The organism is Moorena sp., from assembly GCF_982860115.1.
Genome location: NZ_CEYLVT010000007.1, coordinates 11,813 through 31,428 on the forward strand (window position 1 = coordinate 11,813; position 19,616 = coordinate 31,428).

Below are 19,616 nucleotides of genomic sequence, written 5' to 3' on the forward strand. Positions count from 1 at the left end.
CATAAAAAAATGATTAACTAGGCAATTTTTAAACTATAGACTTATGTAAAACAAAAAAAATTAGGTTAAGGCTAAAAAAGTATTTATGGAAACGAGTACTGAAAAAGAGCAACTATCATTATCCAAACAGATGTTTTTAGCTTTAAAGAAAGCAGAAACTAAATTGGAGATGATGGAGCGTTCAAGAAATGAAGCGATCGCCATCATTGGCATAGGCTGTCGATTTCCAGGAAATGCCAACACACCAGAAAGTTTCTGGGAATTGTTATCTAATGGTAAAGACTCTGTTAGAGAGATTCCAGTAGAACGTTGGGATATAGATTCTTACTACGACCCCAACCCTGATACTCCGGGGAAAATGTATATCCGTCACGCAGCATTAGTCGATCAGGTAGATCGCTTTGATCCTCAATTTTTTGGTATCTCTGGCCGAGAAGCCCATAGCCTTGACCCACAGCAACGTTTTATTTTAGAAGTAACTTGGGAAGCTTTAGAAAGAGCTGGTATTAATCCCCAGCAATTAGAAAACACTCAGACAGGAGTATTTCTGGGTATCGGTCAAAATGATTATGCTAATTTGGGTTTGAGCCAAGTCGAAAATATTAGCCCTTACGATGCCACAGGAAATGGGTTTTGTTTTGCAGCAGGTAGGTTATCTTACTTTTTAGGATTGCAAGGCCCATCAATAGCAATAGATACAGCTTGTTCATCATCTCTGGTAGCTATACATGAAGCTTGTCAGAGTCTGCGTCAGGGTGAGTCTAATCTGGCTTTAGCAGGAGGAGTCCAACTAATTCTCTCTCCTCAAGTGACAACTGCACTATCAAAATTAAAGGCTCTATCACCTGATGGCAAGTGTAAAACTTTTGATGCTGCTGCTGATGGTTATGGTAGGGGAGAGGGATGTGGCATTGTCGTACTTAAGCGTTTGTCGGATGCGGTCAAAGATGGGGACAATATCCAGGCAGTAATTCGTGGTTCCGCTGTTAATCATGATGGGCCGAGTAGCGGACTGACAGTACCTAATAAACTAGCTCAAGAAAAACTTATTCAACAAGCTCTCAAAGCAGCAAAAGTAGAACCCGATAAAGTTAGTTATGTGGAAGCTCATGGTACAGGAACTTCCCTGGGAGATCCTATGGAAGTGAGAGCTTTAGCTAGCGTGTTTGAGCAGGGACGCGATCGGGAAAATCCATTGCATATCGCTTCAGTTAAAACTAATATTGGTCATCTAGAAGCAGCAGCAGGAATTGCAGGTGTTATTAAGGTAGTTTTACAACTGCAACATCAAAAAATTGCCCCTCATCTGCATTTTGTTAATCCTAGCCCCTATATTGATTGGGAGAATATACCTTTAAAAGTACCTACTCAACTGACACCTTGGCTGTCATCAGGAGATAAAAGAGTAGCAGGAGTAAGCTCTTTTGCTATTAGTGGCACCAATGCTCATATAGTTTTAGAAGAAGCTCCAATTGAAGTGAAAAGTCAGAAGTCAGAAGTTAGAAGTGAAGACTATTTAGAACGTTCGCTGCATTTATTAACTTTATCAGCCAAGACACAAAAATCTTTAGAAGATTTAGTCAGTAGTTATCAAAATTCTTTAAAAAATTATCCCGATTTGGCACTAGCCGATGTATGTTATACAGCTAATACAGGCAGAGCACATTTTAATCATCGACTAGGGGTTATTGCTTCTGAGCAAAAGGAATTAATAGAAAAACTGCTTGACTGGAAAACTAAGAAAGAAGTAGTTGGACTATTTTCTGGACAACCAGATGGGGGCAGCCAAAGTCCAAAAATAGCTTTCCTATTCACAGGTCAAGGTTCCCAGTATGTGAATATGGGAAGGCAACTGTATGAACAAGCACCGACTTTCCGTCAAGCTTTAGATCGATGCGACCAAATTTTACAACCCTATCTAGAAGTACCTCTATTAGAGGTTATCTCCCCTAAAGATGCACAAAAGTCAAGTTCTTCTTTGCTAGACCAAACAGCTTATACCCAACCTGCTTTGTTTGCTATAGAATATGCCCTAGCTAAGTTATGGGAATCTTGGGGGATTAAACCCAATGTGGTGATGGGTCATAGTGTGGGAGAATATGTAGCAGCTTGTGTAGCAGAAGTTTTCAGTCTGGAGGACGGTCTGAAATTAATCGCCATGCGGGGAAGGTTGATGCAACAGTTACCATCTGGTGGTGAAATGGTGTCTTTGTTAGCATCAGAATCTCAAGTCATAGAAGCTATAGGCGAGTATAGTTCACAAGTGACAATAGCAGCGATTAATGGACCAGAAAGTATCGTGATTTCTGGTGAAAGTGAAGCGATCGCAACCATTTGCAGTAAGTTAGAAACAAAGGGAGTTAAGACCAAACATTTACAGGTGTCCCATGCTTTTCACTCTCCGTTGATGGAGCCAATGTTGGCAGAGTTTGAAGCAGTAGCTCAGGAAGTCACCTATAGTCAGCCTAGGATACCAGTTATTTCTAATGTTACTGGTCAAAAGGTGAGTTCAGAAATGACTACAGCTAAATATTGGGTAAATCATGTCCGACAACCAGTAAGATTTGCCCAGAGTATGAAAACTCTAAATGAGCAAGGTTATGAATTGTTTTTGGAAGTGGGACCAAAACCAATATTGCTGGGGATGGGACGTCAATGTTTACCAGAAGATTCAGGAGTATGGTTACCATCGTTACGTTCTGGAGTAGAAGAATGGCAACAAATGCTCTCAAGTTTAGGACAGTTGTATGTACAGGGTGCTAAAGTAGATTGGTCAGGGTTTGACCGAGATTCTCGCTACCAGAAAGTAATCTTACCCACTTATCCATTTCAGCGGGAAAAGTATTGGGTTGAAACGACCAATTATAAAAGAATTTCTGCAACTAAACTTCATCCTCTGATTAATCGAAAGTTTCAATCTCCTTTATCAAAAGACATCTTTTTTGAATCTGAATTTAGCACCGACGCCTTACCATTTTTAGCAGACCACTGCATATATGAAAAAGTGGTAGTGCCTGGAGCTAGTCACATTTCTCTATTGTTAGCAAGCGCCTCTCTAACATTTTCTGCAACCGAATATCAACTAGAAGATATTCTGTTTCCCCAAGCCTTAGTAATACCAGAACAGGGGGTACGGAACGTTCAGGTAGCTTTAACTCCACAGGATAACTCATATTCATTTCAAGTAATTAGTTTTGATAGCTCTGAGAGTAATTCTTGGGCTGTCCATGCTACAGGAAAGATTTATCCTACCAATGTGGAGCGATTCCTAGGTCATGCTTCGCAAACGCAGCAGTCTCTAGAAACCATCGAAGAAATTCAATCTCGTTGTAGTCAAAAAATTGAAAGCACAGAAATTTACCAGAGTCTATGGGATAGACAAGTTCAATTACGGGAGAGTTTTAGATGGATAGACCAAGTATGGTTAGGAGAGGGAGAAATTCTGTGTCAAATGAAAGTACCTGAGACAGTGTTAGATGCGCTAAAGTATCAAATACATCCTGCCTTAATTGACTCATGCTTTCAGTCAGTGGCTGCACTTAATCTCAGTCTTGCTGGTGACAAAAATGAAACTTTTGTGCCCTTCAGTATAGAGAAGTTTACTTTTTATCAGCGCCCTGAGAATGGTTCGCTTTGGTGTTATACCCGTGGATTAAAAGATGGAGCATCAGAGGAAAAACTGCTGAAAGCAGAAATACAATTATTTGACCAAACTGGAGAATTGGTGGCTCAGGTTAACGGTTTTGAGGGAAGGAAAGCGAATCCGGAAACCTTACTGAAGAGTCTAGATTCAGATTTAAGTGATTGGTTTTATGAAATTAAATGGGAAGCTCAACCTTTAACAAAAATTGAAAAATATGAAAATGGATCTGGTAAATGGTTAGTATTTACACTGACTGATGAATTACTAGACTCGGTCGGGAAGTATCTACAAGAGAGAGGACAGAACTATATTTGGGTATCTCCAGGTTCAGAGTATCAGCAATTAGCTCCTCAACATTATCAAATTAATCCCACTGTAGCTGAACAATTTACCAAATTGCTCCAAGATAATTCTGATATTAAGGGCATTTTGCATTTATGGGGTATAAATGAAGCCGAGGACTTACAAACAGCTCAACAACTTGGTTGTGCCACAGCATTACATTTATTGCAAGCCTTAGTTCAAGCTGGATTGACTAATGTAATACCGATGTGGTTAGTTAGTCAAGGGACTCAGAGTATATTGGATGAAGCAGAAGTGGTGCAACCCCAACAAGGAAGTTTATGGGGACTAGGGCGTGTTATTAGTCTAGAACACCCAGAATTAAAATGTGGCCGAATAGACTTAGACCCCAAATCGAATGTTACGGAAATGCTCCCCAATTTAGTAGATGAAGTATTTTCTAATGATAATGAAGACCAGATTGCAATTCGTCAGGGAGTCCGTTATGTAGCAAGATTAGTACGACAACAAAAGCCGAAATCGAGCTTAGAAGAAAAATTAGGATTAGAAAATCAACCACTGGAATTGAAGTTGTCTGAATATGGACTGATAGACAAGCTCAACTGGCAGGTAATGCAGCGCCTTGCTCCAAAAGGGAATGAAGTAGAAATTCAAGTCAAAGCAGTGGGTTTAAACTTCCGAGATGTACTCAATTCATTGGGGTTACTGAAAGACTATTATGCTCAGGTATTAGGTATTACTGACGTAGCTCAACTCAACTTTGGCTTAGAATGTGTAGGCGTTATTGCATCTGTGGGAGAAAATGTCTCTCAGTGGCAGGTGGGAGATGAGGTAATGACTTTGGTTCACAATGGGTTTAGTAGCTTTGTTACTACTCCTGCTGAGTTAGTCATGGTTAAACCGAAAAATCTGAGTTTTACGGAAGCAGCTACTTTACCATTGACCTTTGCCACAGCTTACTATGGATTACAATACTTAGCCAAAATTCAGCCAGGAGAGCGGGTATTAATTCATGCTGCTGCTGGTGGTGTAGGGCAAGCGGCAGTTCAAATTGCGCTCCAGGCAGGAGCAGAAGTATTCGCGACGGCAAGTCCTCCTAAGTGGGAGTTTCTAAAGTCTATGGGCATTAAACACATAATGAATTCCCGTACTTTAGAGTTTGCCGATGAAATTATGAGTCTGACGGCAGGAAAAGGTGTAGATATAGTCTTAAATAGTCTGAATGGAGATTTTATTGATAATAGTTTTGCTGTTTTAGCGACCCAAGGGCGATTTGTAGAAATTGGTAAAATAGGTATTTGGGACAAACAAAAGGTGATGCAGAAGCGACCAGATGCTAATTACTTACCTTTTGATATTGGAGAGATAATCCAACAAGAACCAGGTTTAATTGCCAAAATTTCAGAGGAATTGAACCAGCAGTGTCAGCAAGGAAAACTGAAAGCATTATCTTATAAAGTATTTCCTAGTACAGAAGTGAAAGCTGCCTTCCGATATATGCAGCAAGGTAAGCATATAGGAAAAGTGGTAGTTTCTATGCCAGAAACTGGAGATGAGCAAAAATCCATCAAACCAGAAGCAAGTTATTTAATTACAGGAGGTTTAGGAGCTTTAGGCTTAGAAGTAGCCCAATGGATGGTATCCGAGGGAGCCAAGCATATAGTATTAACTGGGCGTCGGAGTCCGAATGAAACTGCACAAAAAATTATAGAGGAGTTAGAAGCAGCAGGAGCATCAGTCAGTGTTTTGTTAGGGGATATTTCGACTCAAGAGTCTGTCATCAAAATCTTAGAGGGGATATCTGCTTCGTTACCTCCACTTAAAGGAGTAATTCATGCTGCTGGGGTTTTGGATGACGGGGTATTACAAAAGATGAGCTGGGAGGGATTTACAAAAGTTATGGCTCCCAAGGTGTCAGGAACCTGGTATTTACATCAACTGACTCGGGATTTACCTTTAGATTTCTTTGTTTGTTTCTCGTCTATGGCTTCTATGTTGGGGAATTATGGTCAAGGAAACTATGCTGCTGCCAATGCTTTTATGGATGCGATCGCCCACTATCGTCGAGGTCAGGGATTACCAGGATTAAGCATTAACTGGGGAGCATGGGCGACAGCAGGAATGGCAGCTCGTTTAGCAAAGGAACATCAAAATCGAATGCAGAGTAGCGGGGTAGTGGCCATTGAACCCGAATCAGGAATGCAAGCATTAGGTTCATTGTTATCAGGGTCTCAAAGCCAAGTAGGGGTGTTCCCAGTTAATTGGTCGGAGTTTTTTAGGCAGATGCCAGGATTGGCAAAGCTCCCATTTTTAGAAGCTTTTACCACAAAATCGGTAGAACAGAATCAGAACGATCGGATTTTAGAACAGCTAAATGTAGCTTCAGATAGGGAACAAGAAAAGCTATTGATCTCTTATCTCCAAAGCAAAATTGCTCATATTATGGGTATGACGGTCTCTCAAATAGAGTTAGAAAAATCTCTAACTATGATGGGACTTGACTCATTGATGGCTGTGGAATTGCGAAATCAGATTCAAACTGAGCTGCGAGTCGATATTCCAGCCACCAGATTTATGGAAGGAATCGCCATTATATCTCTAGCAACTGAGATTAAGCAAGAACTGATAATTAAAACAGAGAAAAATCAAACTATTGAATTAAATAATCAAGGGCAAATTGAGCCAGATAACGTCAAAGATAGTAATTGGATAGAGGTAGAACTATGAACTTAGTGGAGTTTTTACAAGATATCTCTCTCAAAGGGGTGAAGTTGTGGTGTGATGGGGAAAAATTGCGTACGGGAGGTTCCCAAGAGGTATTAACTCCCGATATTATTGCTCAACTGAAGCAGTACAAATCAGAAATATTACAATTATTACAGGAACAGCCAGATATATTACAAGTATATCCTCTGTCCTATGGTCAAACAGGTCTCAGATTTTTATGGGAAGTAGCACCACAGAGCTATACTTACAACTTGTCATTTGCCATTCGCATTTACTCTCAGGTAGATCTGGCTATTTGGCAGCAAGTCTTTGAGGTTTTAAAGACCCGCCATCCAATGCTGCGAACTACTTTCCCAAAACTGGGTCAAGAACTGGTTCAAAAAGTACATCAAAATCAACAATTGGACTTCCTGGAGATTGATGCGTCGAGTTGGAGTGAAGATGAGTTGTACACAAACGTTCTTCAAGCTCATCGTCATCCCTTCAATCTGGAGACAAAACCCGTAATGCGAGTCAGGTGGTTTAGCCACTCGCAACAAGACCATATCCTGTTGTTGACAATACATCACATTGCTTGGGATGGTTGGTCAATGAGTTCGATCATCAAAGAGATACCAGAAATCTACAAAGCTCAACAAGCTGGTGTTGAGATATCTCTTCCTCAAATAGATTGCTGTTACCAAGATTACGTTAGTTGGCAAAGGAAATTATTAGCAGGCTCTGAAGGAGAGCGGCTCTGGGGCTATTGGCAACAAAAACTTGCAGGGGAGTTGCCTGTGTTGAATTTACTCACAGATCGACCGCGACCACCAATACAAACCTATAACGGTGCTACTTACCCTTTAAAATTATCTCAAAAGCTAACTGAGCAACTCAAAGAACTAGCTCAGAAAGAAGGCGCTACTCTTTACATGGTTCTGTTGGCGGCTTTTAAAATACTTCTATCTCGTTACACAGGTCAAGAAGATATCTTGGTTGGTTCTCCTACTTTTGGGAGATCTAGACCTGAGTTTGTACCCATTGTTGGTTACTTTGTTGATCAAGTTGTGATGAGGGGGAATTTGTCAGGAAATCCCTGTTTTAAAGACTTCCTGAACCAGGTTCGCCAAACTGTCATTGGGGCATTAGCCCATCAAGATTATCCCTTTTCTCTGTTAGTACAGCGATTACAGCTAGAGCAAGATTCCAGTCGATCTCCTCTCTTTCAAGCTTACTTTATACTACAAAATTTCCAAGGTGCTCAAAATGTGCAAAAGCTGTTAGCAAGCAGAAAAAAAACTGTTGTAAATTGGTCAGGATGGGAAGTAGAACCTTTTGCATTAGCTCAGTATGAAAGTCTGTTCGATTTGACATTAGAAATGATTGAAGAGGACTCATCTATGCAGGGATTCCTCAAATACAATACAGATCTATTTGATGAGCAGACTATTGCCAGGATGGCTAGTCATTACCAGACTTTGTTAGCAGGGATTGTCAATAATCCCCAGCAAAAGGTGGTGCAACTGCCTTTATTGACGGATGCAGAACAGCAGCAGTTACTAGGGGAATGGAATAACACTGCTACGGAATATCCACAAGATAAATGTATTCATCAGTTGTTTGAAGAGCAGGTCAAGCGAACTCCAGATGCTGTGGCAGTAGTTTTTGGTAATCAACGGTTGACTTATAAAGAGTTGAACGAACGAGCAAATCAGTTAGCACATTATCTGCAAAGTTTGGAAGTAAGAGCAGAAGTGCTAGTAGGTTTATGTATAGATCGTTCTATAGAAATGTTAGTGGGACTTTTGGGGACACTTAAGGCTGGAGGAGCTTATGTCCCCCTCGATCCCAGTTATCCGCAACAACGGTTAGCTTATATGTTAGAAGATGCTGCTGTGCCGGTATTACTAACAACAGAGTCATTATTAGAGCTTCTACCAAAACATCAGACCAAAACGGTATGTCTGGATAGTGATTGGCAAGCGATCGCTTTACATTCTCAGCAAAATCCTACGAGGGTCGTTACTCCGGAGAATCGAGCTTATGTGATTTATACTTCTGGCTCTACAGGTAAACCCAAAGGAGTTCAAATCTACCATCAGTCTCTAGTCAATTTCCTAGTATCCATGAATCGTTATCTGGAATTGACTAATTTGGATACTTTTAATGCCATTACTACCATCTCATTTGATATTGCAGCATTAGAACTTTATCTGCCACTGATAGTAGGAGCATCAGTAGCATTAGTTCCTCGTGAAATTGCTATAGATGGCAACAGGCTGTTACCCCAGTTATTAGAATCCGGAGCAACAGTGATGCAGGCAACGCCTGCTACTTGGAAAATGCTGTTAACTGCAGGCTTATCAAATCACAAGTTGGACGTGAAATTATTGTCTGGAGGTGAAGCTTTACCTGCTCGATTGGCTCATCAATTACTGAAGATAGGCAAGGAAGTATGGAATGTTTATGGTCCGACAGAAGCTACGATATGGTCAACAATTTACCAGGTAGGAGATCGGCTAAAACCAACAGAAGATAGTCATGTAATTACACCAATTGGTCGTCCCATTGCCAATACCGAAATTTATATCCTAGACAGTTATCTGCAACCAGTCCCCATTGGGGTGCCTGGAGAACTACATATCGGTGGAACCGGTTTGGCTCGTGGCTATCTCAACCGACCAGAATTAACTCAAGATAAATTTATTCCTAACCCTTTTGACAACTTGCAAAGTCAAAGTCAAAGTCAAAGGTCAAGATTGTATAAAACAGGGGATTTAGCTCGATACTTACCTGACGGCAATATTGAGTATCTAGGTCGAATTGATAACCAAGTCAAGATTCGGGGTTTCCGTATTGAACTCGGAGAAATTGAATCAACATTGACTAAACACCCAGAGGTGCAAGAAGCAGTAGTAATTACTGACCCCAATCGCTTGAGTGACAAGCCTCTTATAGCCTATATCGTTCCCAACTTCCAAGGTCAAGACCCAAGTTCTCGTGAATCGATCAATCAAGCCCATAATGATCGACTATTGCTGTGGCAGCAACTCAGGAATAATATCTATGAGCAAACCACAGTTGATGGAGGTTCAAAATTCAACACTCTTATTTGGAGAGATAGCTATACAGGTCAACCAATTCCTGAACAAGAGATGCGTCAATGGTTAGACTACACAATTGAGCGAATTCTCTGTTTTAAACCTGAGCGTGTGCTGGAGATCGGTTGTGGTACTGGTATGTTGCTATTCGAGATTGCTCCCCACACTTCCAACTATTGTGGTACAGATATTTCCGACAAAGCTATTTCTTATATCGAGCACCAATTGAAAACACTGGAGGGCAATTGGTCTCATGTACAACTCTACAACCAACCTGCCCACGATTTTCAAGCGGTGGAAAAAGAATCCTTCGATGCTGTGATACTCAACTCAGTTGTCCAGTATTTTCCCAGCATTGAATACTTAGTAGGGGTGTTGGAAAAGGCAGTCAAACTAGTGGAACCGGGTGGCGTGATCTTTGTCGGAGATGTGCGGAGCCTACGACTACTAGAAACATTCCATACTGATATATTATTGAGCCAAACTGCTGATGATTTAACAGTAGAGGATTTATGGCAGCGAGTGCAAAAAAAATTAACACAAGAAGAGGAATTGGTAATTGAGCCAGCCTTTTTCCAAGCTCTACAGCAGCATTTACCCCAAATTAGTCAGGTAGAAATTCAGCTCAAGCGCGGTCGTGCTGATAATGAGATTACCAAGTTCCGGTATGATGTGATTATTCATGTAGGAACGACAGTTTCATCGACCGTTGATCCTCAATTTATGAATTGGCAACAGGAGGAGCTGACATTACCATCTGTTAAGCAAATTTTGGCAGAAAAACAGCCAGAGATACTCATAATCAAAGATGTTCCCAATGCACGCCTCCAAACACAAGTTAAATTCGATAAACTATTGACAAAAAAAGAGGAATTTGTTACAGTAGGAGAGATACACAAAGCTTTGCCAAAAATCACTATAAAAAAAGGGATAGAACCTGAAGATTTTTGGAATTTGGATGATGAGTTAGCTTATAAAAGCTACATTACTTGGTCAGATATTGATGCCAATGATTGCTACAATGTTATATTTTGGCAAAAATCATCTGCACCAATTGATAATGGATTACCCCCACTACCTAAACAAAAGTGTCAGCAAAAACCTTGGACTGTTTACAGCAACAATCCTTTACAAAGTAAATTATCTCAGCAGTTAGTTCCTAAACTACGTACTTTTATCGAACAGGCTCTACCTCAGTATATGGTTCCATCAGCCTTTTTACTGTTAGAGTCCCTGCCATTAACTCCCAATGGCAAAGTAGACCGTAAAAAGTTGCCCAGTTTTAACATAAGCAATCGCTCTTCTACTGAATATGTTGTACCTAAATCGGAAACAGAGCAGCAGATTGCTAAGGTTTGGCAAGATGTGCTTAAACTAGAAAAAGTAGGAATTTATGATAATTTTTTTGAAGTAGGAGGAAACTCTTTACTCTTGATACAGGTAAGTGGTAAACTTCAAGAAATATTTAAAATAAAACTGCAAGTTGTCGATCTTTTAAAATATCCAACTATTTATTATTTGAGTCAGTATATAAAAGGTGAAAGTATTAGTAACAATGATTCCAAGGAAGCACGTAATATCCGTGATACTAACTTGAAAGAAGGTAAAAGCATGATGAAACAAAGACTAGCACGCAGGCAAAAACATCGTTCTCGATATCAAGTCAGAGATTAATTCTGTTTATTGTATTTAATTAAGTTCCAAAATAGCTGGGCAATTAATTATTTATTAATACGATACGTAAGTATAAAAAAATGAATCTACAAGATGAAGAAAATTTAATAGACGATCTAGGTATAGCAATTATTGCCATGTCTGGTCGTTTTCCACAAGCTGAAGACACCAATAAATTTTGGCATAATCTTAAGGATGGTGTTGAATGTATCTCTTTTTTTTCAGAGCAAGAATTGCTAGAATCTGGTGTTAAAGCTGAATTACTGAATAATCCTAACTATGTAAAAGCTCGTGCTATGATGTCAGGCATCGATATGTTCGATGCTAATTTCTTTAGCTATAGTCGCAAGGAAGCTGAATACATAGATCCCCAACAACGTTTGTTTCTTGAATGTGCTTGGGAAACTATAGAAAAGGGTGGTTACAATCCAGATATTTATGAAGGTTTAATAGGAGTTTATGCTGGTATTGGCATGAACCACTACTTATTGAGGAATCTTTATTCAAACCACGATCTTGATAATCCATTGAACTCTTATCAGCTAATGATCAACAGTGATAAAGATTTCTTGGCAACTCGTGTTGCTTACAAGCTAAATTTAAGAGGACCTGCAATCAACGTTCAAACTGCTTGTTCAACCTCATTGGTCGCTGTTCACATGGCTTGTCAAAGTTTACTCAATGGGGAATGTGATCTGGCTCTTGCAGGTGGTGTCTCTATCCAGCTTCCCCAGAAAGCTGGACACTTATATCGAGAGGGAATGATTTTTTCTCCTGATGGACACTGTCGAACTTTTGATGCTAAAGCCAAGGGTACAATAACAGGTGATGGTGTTGGGATTGTACTTCTCAAGCGACTCAATAACGCGATCGCAGATGGTGATTCTATCCAGGCAATCATCAAGGGATCGTCGATTAATAACGATGGCTCCTTGAAAGTGGGCTACACCGCACCTAGCATAGAAGGTCAAGCAGCAGTTATTTCAGAAGCTCATGCTGTTGCTGGAGTAGATCCAGAAACAATCTCATACATAGAGGCTCATGGGACAGGGACAGAGCTGGGAGATCCGGTCGAAATCGCAGCTCTGTCCCAGGCTTTTAGGTATAGTACGCAAAAGAAGGGTTTCTGTGCTATTGGTTCCCTGAAAAGCAATATAGGTCATTTAGATGCAGCGGCAGGAGTAGCAGGACTGATCAAAACAGTTTTAGCTCTCAAACATAAATTACTACCACCAACGTTACATTTTGAACAGCCCAACCCTAATATAGATTTTGTTAATAGTCCTTTATATGTTAATGCCACTCTTTCCGAATGGAAAACCAATGGAACTCCTCGTAGAGCAGGGGTTAGTTCTTTTGGTATTGGAGGAACAAACGCTCATGTAATCCTGGAAGAAGCTCCAGAACCAATTAAGAAAGGAAATTCCCCAGAGCGTCCAGTTCATTTATTAACCCTCTCAGCCAAAACTCCAGAAGCGCTGGCACAACTGGTAGCCCGCTATCAAAACTATATAGAAACTCATCAGGAATTAGAAATTGCAGACATTTGTTATACTGCAAACACAGGACGTGCTCATTTTAAACATCGCCTAGCTGTTATTGCTTCCAAGCAACAAGAACTACTAGAAAAATTAAAAGCTCACCAAGCAACAGAACCAGTAAAAGAAATTTTTTCTGGAGAAATACCTGGTACTAGTATAGCACAAGTGGCTTTTCTATTTACTGGGCAGGGGTCTCAATATATAGATATGGGACGACAATTATATGAGACTCAACCCACATTTCAGAAAATTCTAGACCAATGCAATGAAATTCTGAAAGAATATTTAGAAGTACCTCTATTAGAAGTCATCTACCCATTAGATGCACAAAAATCAACTTTTAATCTATTAGACCAAACAGCTTATACCCAACCCGCTATATTTGCCATAGAATACGCTCTAGCTAAATTATGGGAATCATGGGGAGTCAGGCCAGATGTAGTTATGGGTCACAGTGTAGGAGAATATGTAGCAGCAACAGTAGCAGGAGTCTTTAGCCTAGAAAGTGGTCTCAAACTAATAGCCATGCGGGGACAGTTGATGCAACAGTTACCCTCTGGAGGTCAGATGGTATCCGTAATGGCATCAGAATCTCAAGTAACAGAAGCCATAAAAGAATATAGTTCCCAAGTAACAATAGCAGCAGTTAACGGACCAGAAAGTATAGTAATTTCAGGTGAGAGTGCAGCGATAGCAAATATTTGTAGTTTATTAGAATCAGAAGGAGTCAAGACCAAACAACTACAAGTATCCCACGCTTTTCATTCCCCATTGATGGAAGCAATGTTAACAGAATTTGAAGCAGTGGCCAAAGAAATCACCTATAATCAACCTAAAATACCACTAATATCAAACGTTACAGGAGAAAAAGCAGACGATAGTATTGCTTCAGCACAATATTGGGTAAATCATGTGCGTCAACCAGTAAAGTTTGTCCAAGGAATGGAAACTTTGCACAAACAAGGTGCTGAAATTTTCCTAGAAATAGGACCAAAACCGGTACTATTAGGTATGGCTCGTGAGTGTCTCATGGGAGAAAAAAAACTATGGTTGCCCAGTTTACGTTCGGGGAAACCAGACTGGTTACAAATGCTGCAAAGTCTGGGGCAATTATATGTACGGGCAATAAAAATTGATTGGTTAGGATTTGATAAAGATTATTACCGTAATAAGGTAGAGTTGCCAACATATCCTTGGCAACGAAAAAGGTATTGGATAACAGATATTCGACAACGGACAAGTCAAGATAAAAATAGCATAACATCTGACAAAAAAGTAAAACTTGATGGAATGAATATCCAGCTACAGAAAATAAAAATGAACAAAGACAAAATATTACAGCAACCAAAACTAAGATTATCAGCTCCAGAATCACTATATCTAGAAAATGCTGCGCCAAGTATAGAACCTCCACCCAAAATGGAATTAGATCAGGCTGATATTGAATCTGAAAATCTCACCAAATTGAATAGCCTTGATAGAGATTTGACTCAAATCAGAGAAACCCTCAAAAAAAGTTTGGCAGATGCTTTGTATGCGGATATCAGTGAAATTGAAGAAGACAAAAAGTTTGTTGATTTAGGTTTAGATTCTATTGTGGGAGTAGAATGGATAACTGACATCAATAAAACCTACAATTTAAATATAAAGGCCACTAAACTATACGATTACCCTACTTTATTAGATTTCGCAAAATATATCGCTGACACCCTATCAATTCAGGGTAGAAATATTGATGTGGAGCGATCGCCATCTTCTCCAACTGGAACAACTATCAGCAACCAATCTCTACCATTAACTGACTCCCAGAACAATTTCTCACAAGTCAAGGAAGTTTTGAAACAACAGTTAGCGGAAGCCCTGTATGCGGATATCAGTGAAATTGAAGAAGACAAAAAGTTTGTTGATTTAGGTTTAGATTCTATTGTGGGAGTAGAATGGATAACTGACATCAATAAAACCTACAATTTAAATATTAAAGCTACTAAACTATACGACTATCCTACCTTAGTAGATTTTGCAAAATATATTACCCAGGAAATTGATTCTACAGGAGGAAGTAGATTCCCAACAGAACATAAAGAATCTATTAAAGAAGATTATTTATCTGGATATTCGCAAGAGGAAATGACACAAAAATTACGCTCAATCTTGAAAAAGGTTGCCAATAAAGAATTAACAGTCCAGGAAGGAAATAAAATGATTCAACAAATCAAAAATCAAGTAAAAACATAGTATAATTTTTCAGGAGGGAGGATGTTATGAACAAAGAACAAATATTTAAGATAATCAAAAAATATATTTATGAAATAGCACCAGAATTAGAAAAAGTACCTATATCACTGAATGATAGTCTCAAAAATTTGGGAATTGATTCAGTAAATAGGGCAGAAATTATAATGATGGTAATGGAAGATTTATCCTTAAATATCCCACGTATTGAATTAGCTGGAGCCAATAATTTAGGAGAACTGGCTGATATATTTGCAGGTAAATTAGAATCTAGAAATTAACAAAGCTAGAGAGCCTATCAATGAGCAACATAGAGATAACAGGTATGGGCATTATTACTTCCATTGGTCAAGGAGTTGCTACTTTTAAAGAAGCTCTGTTATCAGGGAAAACTCAATTTGCTTATCTAAAACAGCCTGGACGTGAAAGCATCAAACCATTTATTGGTGCCGAACTTCCCGATATTGACGCCAAAACTCTATTTCCTGAGTACAGTGGACTGTTACGTACTGCTACTAAGAGCGCCCAAGTCGCAATAGTAGCTGTTGCTGAAGCCTGGCAAGATGCTCAACTCACCTCTAGCCAAATTAACCCAGAACGAGTAGGATTAGTCGTAGGTGGTTCAAATTTACAACAACGTTACCAGCAACAAACCTGGCAACGTTATCACTTACGTCAGCAGTTTATACGACCAACTTATGGTCTGACCTTTTGGGATACTGATATATTGGGTCTCATTTCCCAGTGTTTTCAGATTCAAGGTGAGGGCTATAGTGTAGGTGGAGCTTCGGCCAGTGGAGCAGTTGCTATAATTCATGCTGCCCGTCAAATTTTAATGGGGAACAGTGATATTTGCATTGCCCTGGGAACTTTATCGGATCTATCGGGGTATGAATGTCAAGCACTGATGAATTTAGGCGCAATGGGGAGCGAACGTTTTGCCGATCGCCCAGACCTTGCTTGTAGGCCATTTGACCAAGACCATGATGGCTTTATTTATGGAGAAGGTTGTGGAGCATTAGTTTTAGAAAGAACTGACCGCGCTCAACAACGGGGAGCTAAATCCCATGGCCAACTCAAGGGTTGGGGATTGGCTTTAGATGGGAATCGTAGTCCCGAACCTTCCCAAAAAGGGGAAGAACGGGCTATAAATACTGCTTTAGCCATGGCAGACCTTCAGCCAGAGAGTATTGATTATGTGAATACCCACGGTACCGGTTCCCCTCTTGGTGACAAAACAGAAGTGGCAGCTTTAAAATCTGCAGGACTTCACCGTTGCCTACTCAATTCAACAAAATCTTTAACTGGTCATTGTTTAACTGCTGCTGGTGTATTGGAAGCGATCGCCACTATATTACAAATGGATTTTGGTTTTTGTCATCCAACTAAAAATTTAGTTAATCCCATTGATACCAGTCTAAATTGGGTGAAAGAAAATTCTGTTCAAGCTGAGATTAACTATGCTATCAGCAACAGTTTTGGTTTTGGGGGTATCAATACAGCTTTATTAATTGCACAGGCGTAAACTCATGCAACAAGTTGGAATTGAAGCACTAAATGTATATGGTGGTTCTGCTAAAGTAGATGTGCGAATGTTAGGACAAGCACGTCAGTTAGACATGACTCGCTTCGATAATCTTCTGATGAAAGAGAAGGCAGTTGCTATGCCTTATGAAGATCCAGTTTCTTATGCTATTAATGCAGCCAAACCTATTATTGATAGCCTCAGTGATATCGAAAAGCAACAAATCAAAATGGTGGTAGCTTGTAGTGAATCTGGCATAGATTTTGGCAAATCTATGAGCACTTATATCCAGGATTATTTGGGGCTAAGTCGTAACTGCCGAATGTTTGAGATTAAGCAAGCTTGCTACTCAACTACAGCAGGTTTACAGATGGCATTAAACTTAATTTTGTCCCAAACATGTCCAGGGGCTAAAGCTTTGGTGATAGGAACTGATATATCCCGGTTTATTGTTACAGAGGGAGGAGAAGCTATCAACGAAGATTGGTATTTTGCAGAATCAAGTAGTGGTGCTGGAGCAGTGGCTCTTTTGGTCAGTGATGTTCCTAAAATTTTCCAAGCTGATGTAGGATGTAATGGTTACTATGGCTATGAGGTTATGGATACTTGCAGACCTAACCCAGACTCAGAAGCAGGAGATGCAGACTTATCATTGCTATCTTACCTAGATTGTTGTGAAAATGCCTATCATCAGTATCAAGATCGAGTAGAAGGAGTAGATTACCAAAAAACTTTTGATTACTTGAGTTTTCATACTCCCTTTGGAGGTATGGTAAAAGGTGCCCACAGAAGTATGATGCGTAAGTTAAAAAAGGCAAAACCTGTGGAGATTGAAGAGGACTTTCTGAGACGGGTAATGCCGGGATTAGTCTATTGCCAACAGGTAGGGAATATTATGGGAGCGACGGTGTTTTTGTCCTTAGCTAGCATGATTGACAATGCAGATTTTAGCAAACCCCGACGAATTGGTATATTCTCCTATGGTTCCGGTTGTTGTTCGGAATTTTATAGTGGAGTTGTCACCCCACAAGGGAAGGAAATTCAAGCTAAACAAAAAATTTCATCACAGTTAGCAATGCGCTATTCTTTAAGCATGGAAGAATATGATCAGTTACTAAACTATAGTTCGACAGTTGCCTTTGGCACTAGGAATGTGACTCTAGATTACAAACTCTTTCCTGGTGTGTGGAAACAAATTGAAGGGAAAGGTCGCTTAGTGCTGAAAAGAATCAAGGAATTTCACCGAGAATATGAATGGGTATAATATAAAAACTGCTAATTCTGATATAGAATTACAAGACACCTGAAAACATAAATTACGATCAACATTGAATAGGTTAGCAAATAATAAACTGATAACTAACAAAACCAATCAAATAATTCAACAAATCAAAACAAATTAAAGTATAATACAAAGGAAATTAAACTTATGAGTCAAGAACATTTAGAGCAATTGAAAGAAGAGTATCAAGAAAAAGGATACTGTCAAATTCGAGAATTCTTTAGTGCTTCTGAAATAAAAAGACTTGAAGAAACATTAGAAACTGCAAAAAAAGAAAGTGAAGTTTCTAAAGAAAAAGTAACATTAAAGATAGGAAAATATGAGAATATTGATACAAAAGATCATGCTTATGATTTAATAAAATATGACTTTGTTTCTTCATTAATAAAAAGAAAGTTGCCTTTTTTGAATTACATCACGGGCAAAAAAATAATGATCATGCATAATGCCTTTTTTTCTGTTGAACCGAATCAGAAAGGATTAGGATGGCATGTAGGAGTTGGTTCATTTTCATTTACAAAGATGGACGACTTTGGTGCATCAATATGGATTCCACTAGATGAAATCACTAAAGAATATCGAGGCGGGATGCAATATGTGCCTATAGATGTTTTTCCAGGTAAATTTCTTTACACTATTCATGATTTGCATTTAAAAAATAATATTAGGTGGGATGAATCAAAAGGAGATTTGAATGAATATGTAGCGAATGCCAATACTATTATGAATAAGATAACAGAAGATGTCATAGATTATAGTATTCAAGATGGGTATGAAGAAGACCAGTATAAACCTGGTGATGTACTTTTCTTCAACAAATATGTATTACATCGTTCAGTCCCTTTAAAGCCTGGTTTACATAAAATACGACGTGCTTTTGTGATTCGACTTGTAGATTATGATACTCGGGTAGATGAGGAACGTTTGGGCTTGTTTTCAACATATACTCAATTGCATTCTAGATTCTATAAAACACTACCTCGTTACAATAAAGATAGTGTATTGGTTATGGTTTCGCGTTCAATTAAACAAGGCTTGAAATCTCCCTATTTACGAGATATACCTTACGTTAAAAAAACATTATCAGACAGAATTGCAGATGAATCTGAAAATATTCTGGAAGGTCAAAATACCTTAAAATTAGATAACTTAGATGTTAATTTTGCTGAAATTAAAGAAACTCTAAAACAAAGTTTGGCAGACGCTTTGTATGCAGATATTAGTGAAATTGAAGAAGACAAAAAATTTGTTGATTTAGGCTTAGATTCTATAGTTGGAGTTGAATGGATAACAAGCATAAGTGCAACTTATAATTTAAACATGAAAGCCACCAAATTATATGATTATCCGACCTTATTAGATTTAGTCCAATATATTAGTAGTGAAATAAAAAAATCTCCAAATATAAGTCAATTGTCTCAGGGCAATCACATTACTTCAAAAGAATATCAAAAAAATAAAGATTTATCTACAAAATCACAGGATGATGTAAGGCAAAAAATACGCTCAATTCTGAATCAAGTAGCAAATAAAAATTTAACGGCTCAAGAAGCAAATAAAATAATTGCAAAAATCAAACAAGGACAATACTCTAATATTTAATCCTTTA

7 protein-coding genes are annotated in these 19,616 nt (G+C 38.9%); all 7 read left to right on the forward strand.

Features of this window, described 5'->3' with window-relative positions:
* Positions 1-85 precede the first annotated feature (85 nt).
* The 7 genes from AC4II3_RS02315 (at position 86) to AC4II3_RS02345 (ending at position 19,609) form a co-directional block, all read left to right on the forward strand.
* Positions 86-6,673: an SDR family NAD(P)-dependent oxidoreductase gene (locus AC4II3_RS02315; protein ID WP_488011011.1), complete on the forward strand. Its 6,588-nt coding sequence runs from the start codon at positions 86-88 to the stop codon at positions 6,671-6,673.
* On the forward strand, positions 6,670-11,427 hold the full coding sequence (locus tag AC4II3_RS02320) for an amino acid adenylation domain-containing protein (RefSeq protein WP_488015697.1): 4,758 nt from the start codon (positions 6,670-6,672) through the stop codon (positions 11,425-11,427). The genes AC4II3_RS02315 and AC4II3_RS02320 overlap by 4 nt, the downstream gene beginning before the upstream one ends.
* 80 nt (positions 11,428-11,507) lie before the next feature.
* The gene (locus tag AC4II3_RS02325) at positions 11,508-15,203 is read left to right on the forward strand and encodes a type I polyketide synthase (RefSeq protein WP_490722767.1); all 3,696 of its coding nucleotides are present in this window, start codon (positions 11,508-11,510) and stop codon (positions 15,201-15,203) included.
* 26 nt (positions 15,204-15,229) lie between these two features.
* Positions 15,230-15,481 (forward strand): acyl carrier protein, encoded by a 252-nt coding sequence (locus AC4II3_RS02330; protein ID WP_488016151.1) that lies wholly within the window; start codon positions 15,230-15,232, stop codon positions 15,479-15,481.
* 20 nt (positions 15,482-15,501) lie between these two features.
* The gene (locus AC4II3_RS02335) at positions 15,502-16,725 is read left to right on the forward strand and encodes a beta-ketoacyl synthase N-terminal-like domain-containing protein (protein WP_488016149.1); all 1,224 of its coding nucleotides are present in this window, start codon (positions 15,502-15,504) and stop codon (positions 16,723-16,725) included.
* A gap of 4 nt (positions 16,726-16,729) precedes the next feature.
* Positions 16,730-17,989 (forward strand): hydroxymethylglutaryl-CoA synthase family protein, encoded by a 1,260-nt coding sequence (locus AC4II3_RS02340; RefSeq protein ID WP_488016147.1) that lies wholly within the window; start codon positions 16,730-16,732, stop codon positions 17,987-17,989.
* A gap of 165 nt (positions 17,990-18,154) precedes the next feature.
* Positions 18,155-19,609: a phosphopantetheine-binding protein gene (locus AC4II3_RS02345; RefSeq protein ID WP_488029100.1), complete on the forward strand. Its 1,455-nt coding sequence runs from the start codon at positions 18,155-18,157 to the stop codon at positions 19,607-19,609.
* Positions 19,610-19,616 lie beyond the last annotated feature (7 nt).

Coding starts and splice junctions, on each gene's coding strand:
- AC4II3_RS02315 (WP_488011011.1), top strand. CDS start 86: ATGGAAACGAGTACTGAAAAAGAGCAACTATCATTATCCAAACAGATG.
- AC4II3_RS02320 (WP_488015697.1), top strand. CDS start 6,670: ATGAACTTAGTGGAGTTTTTACAAGATATCTCTCTCAAAGGGGTGAAG.
- AC4II3_RS02325 (WP_490722767.1), top strand. CDS start 11,508: ATGAATCTACAAGATGAAGAAAATTTAATAGACGATCTAGGTATAGCA.
- AC4II3_RS02330 (WP_488016151.1), top strand. CDS start 15,230: ATGAACAAAGAACAAATATTTAAGATAATCAAAAAATATATTTATGAA.
- AC4II3_RS02335 (WP_488016149.1), top strand. CDS start 15,502: ATGAGCAACATAGAGATAACAGGTATGGGCATTATTACTTCCATTGGT.
- AC4II3_RS02340 (WP_488016147.1), top strand. CDS start 16,730: ATGCAACAAGTTGGAATTGAAGCACTAAATGTATATGGTGGTTCTGCT.
- AC4II3_RS02345 (WP_488029100.1), top strand. CDS start 18,155: ATGAGTCAAGAACATTTAGAGCAATTGAAAGAAGAGTATCAAGAAAAA.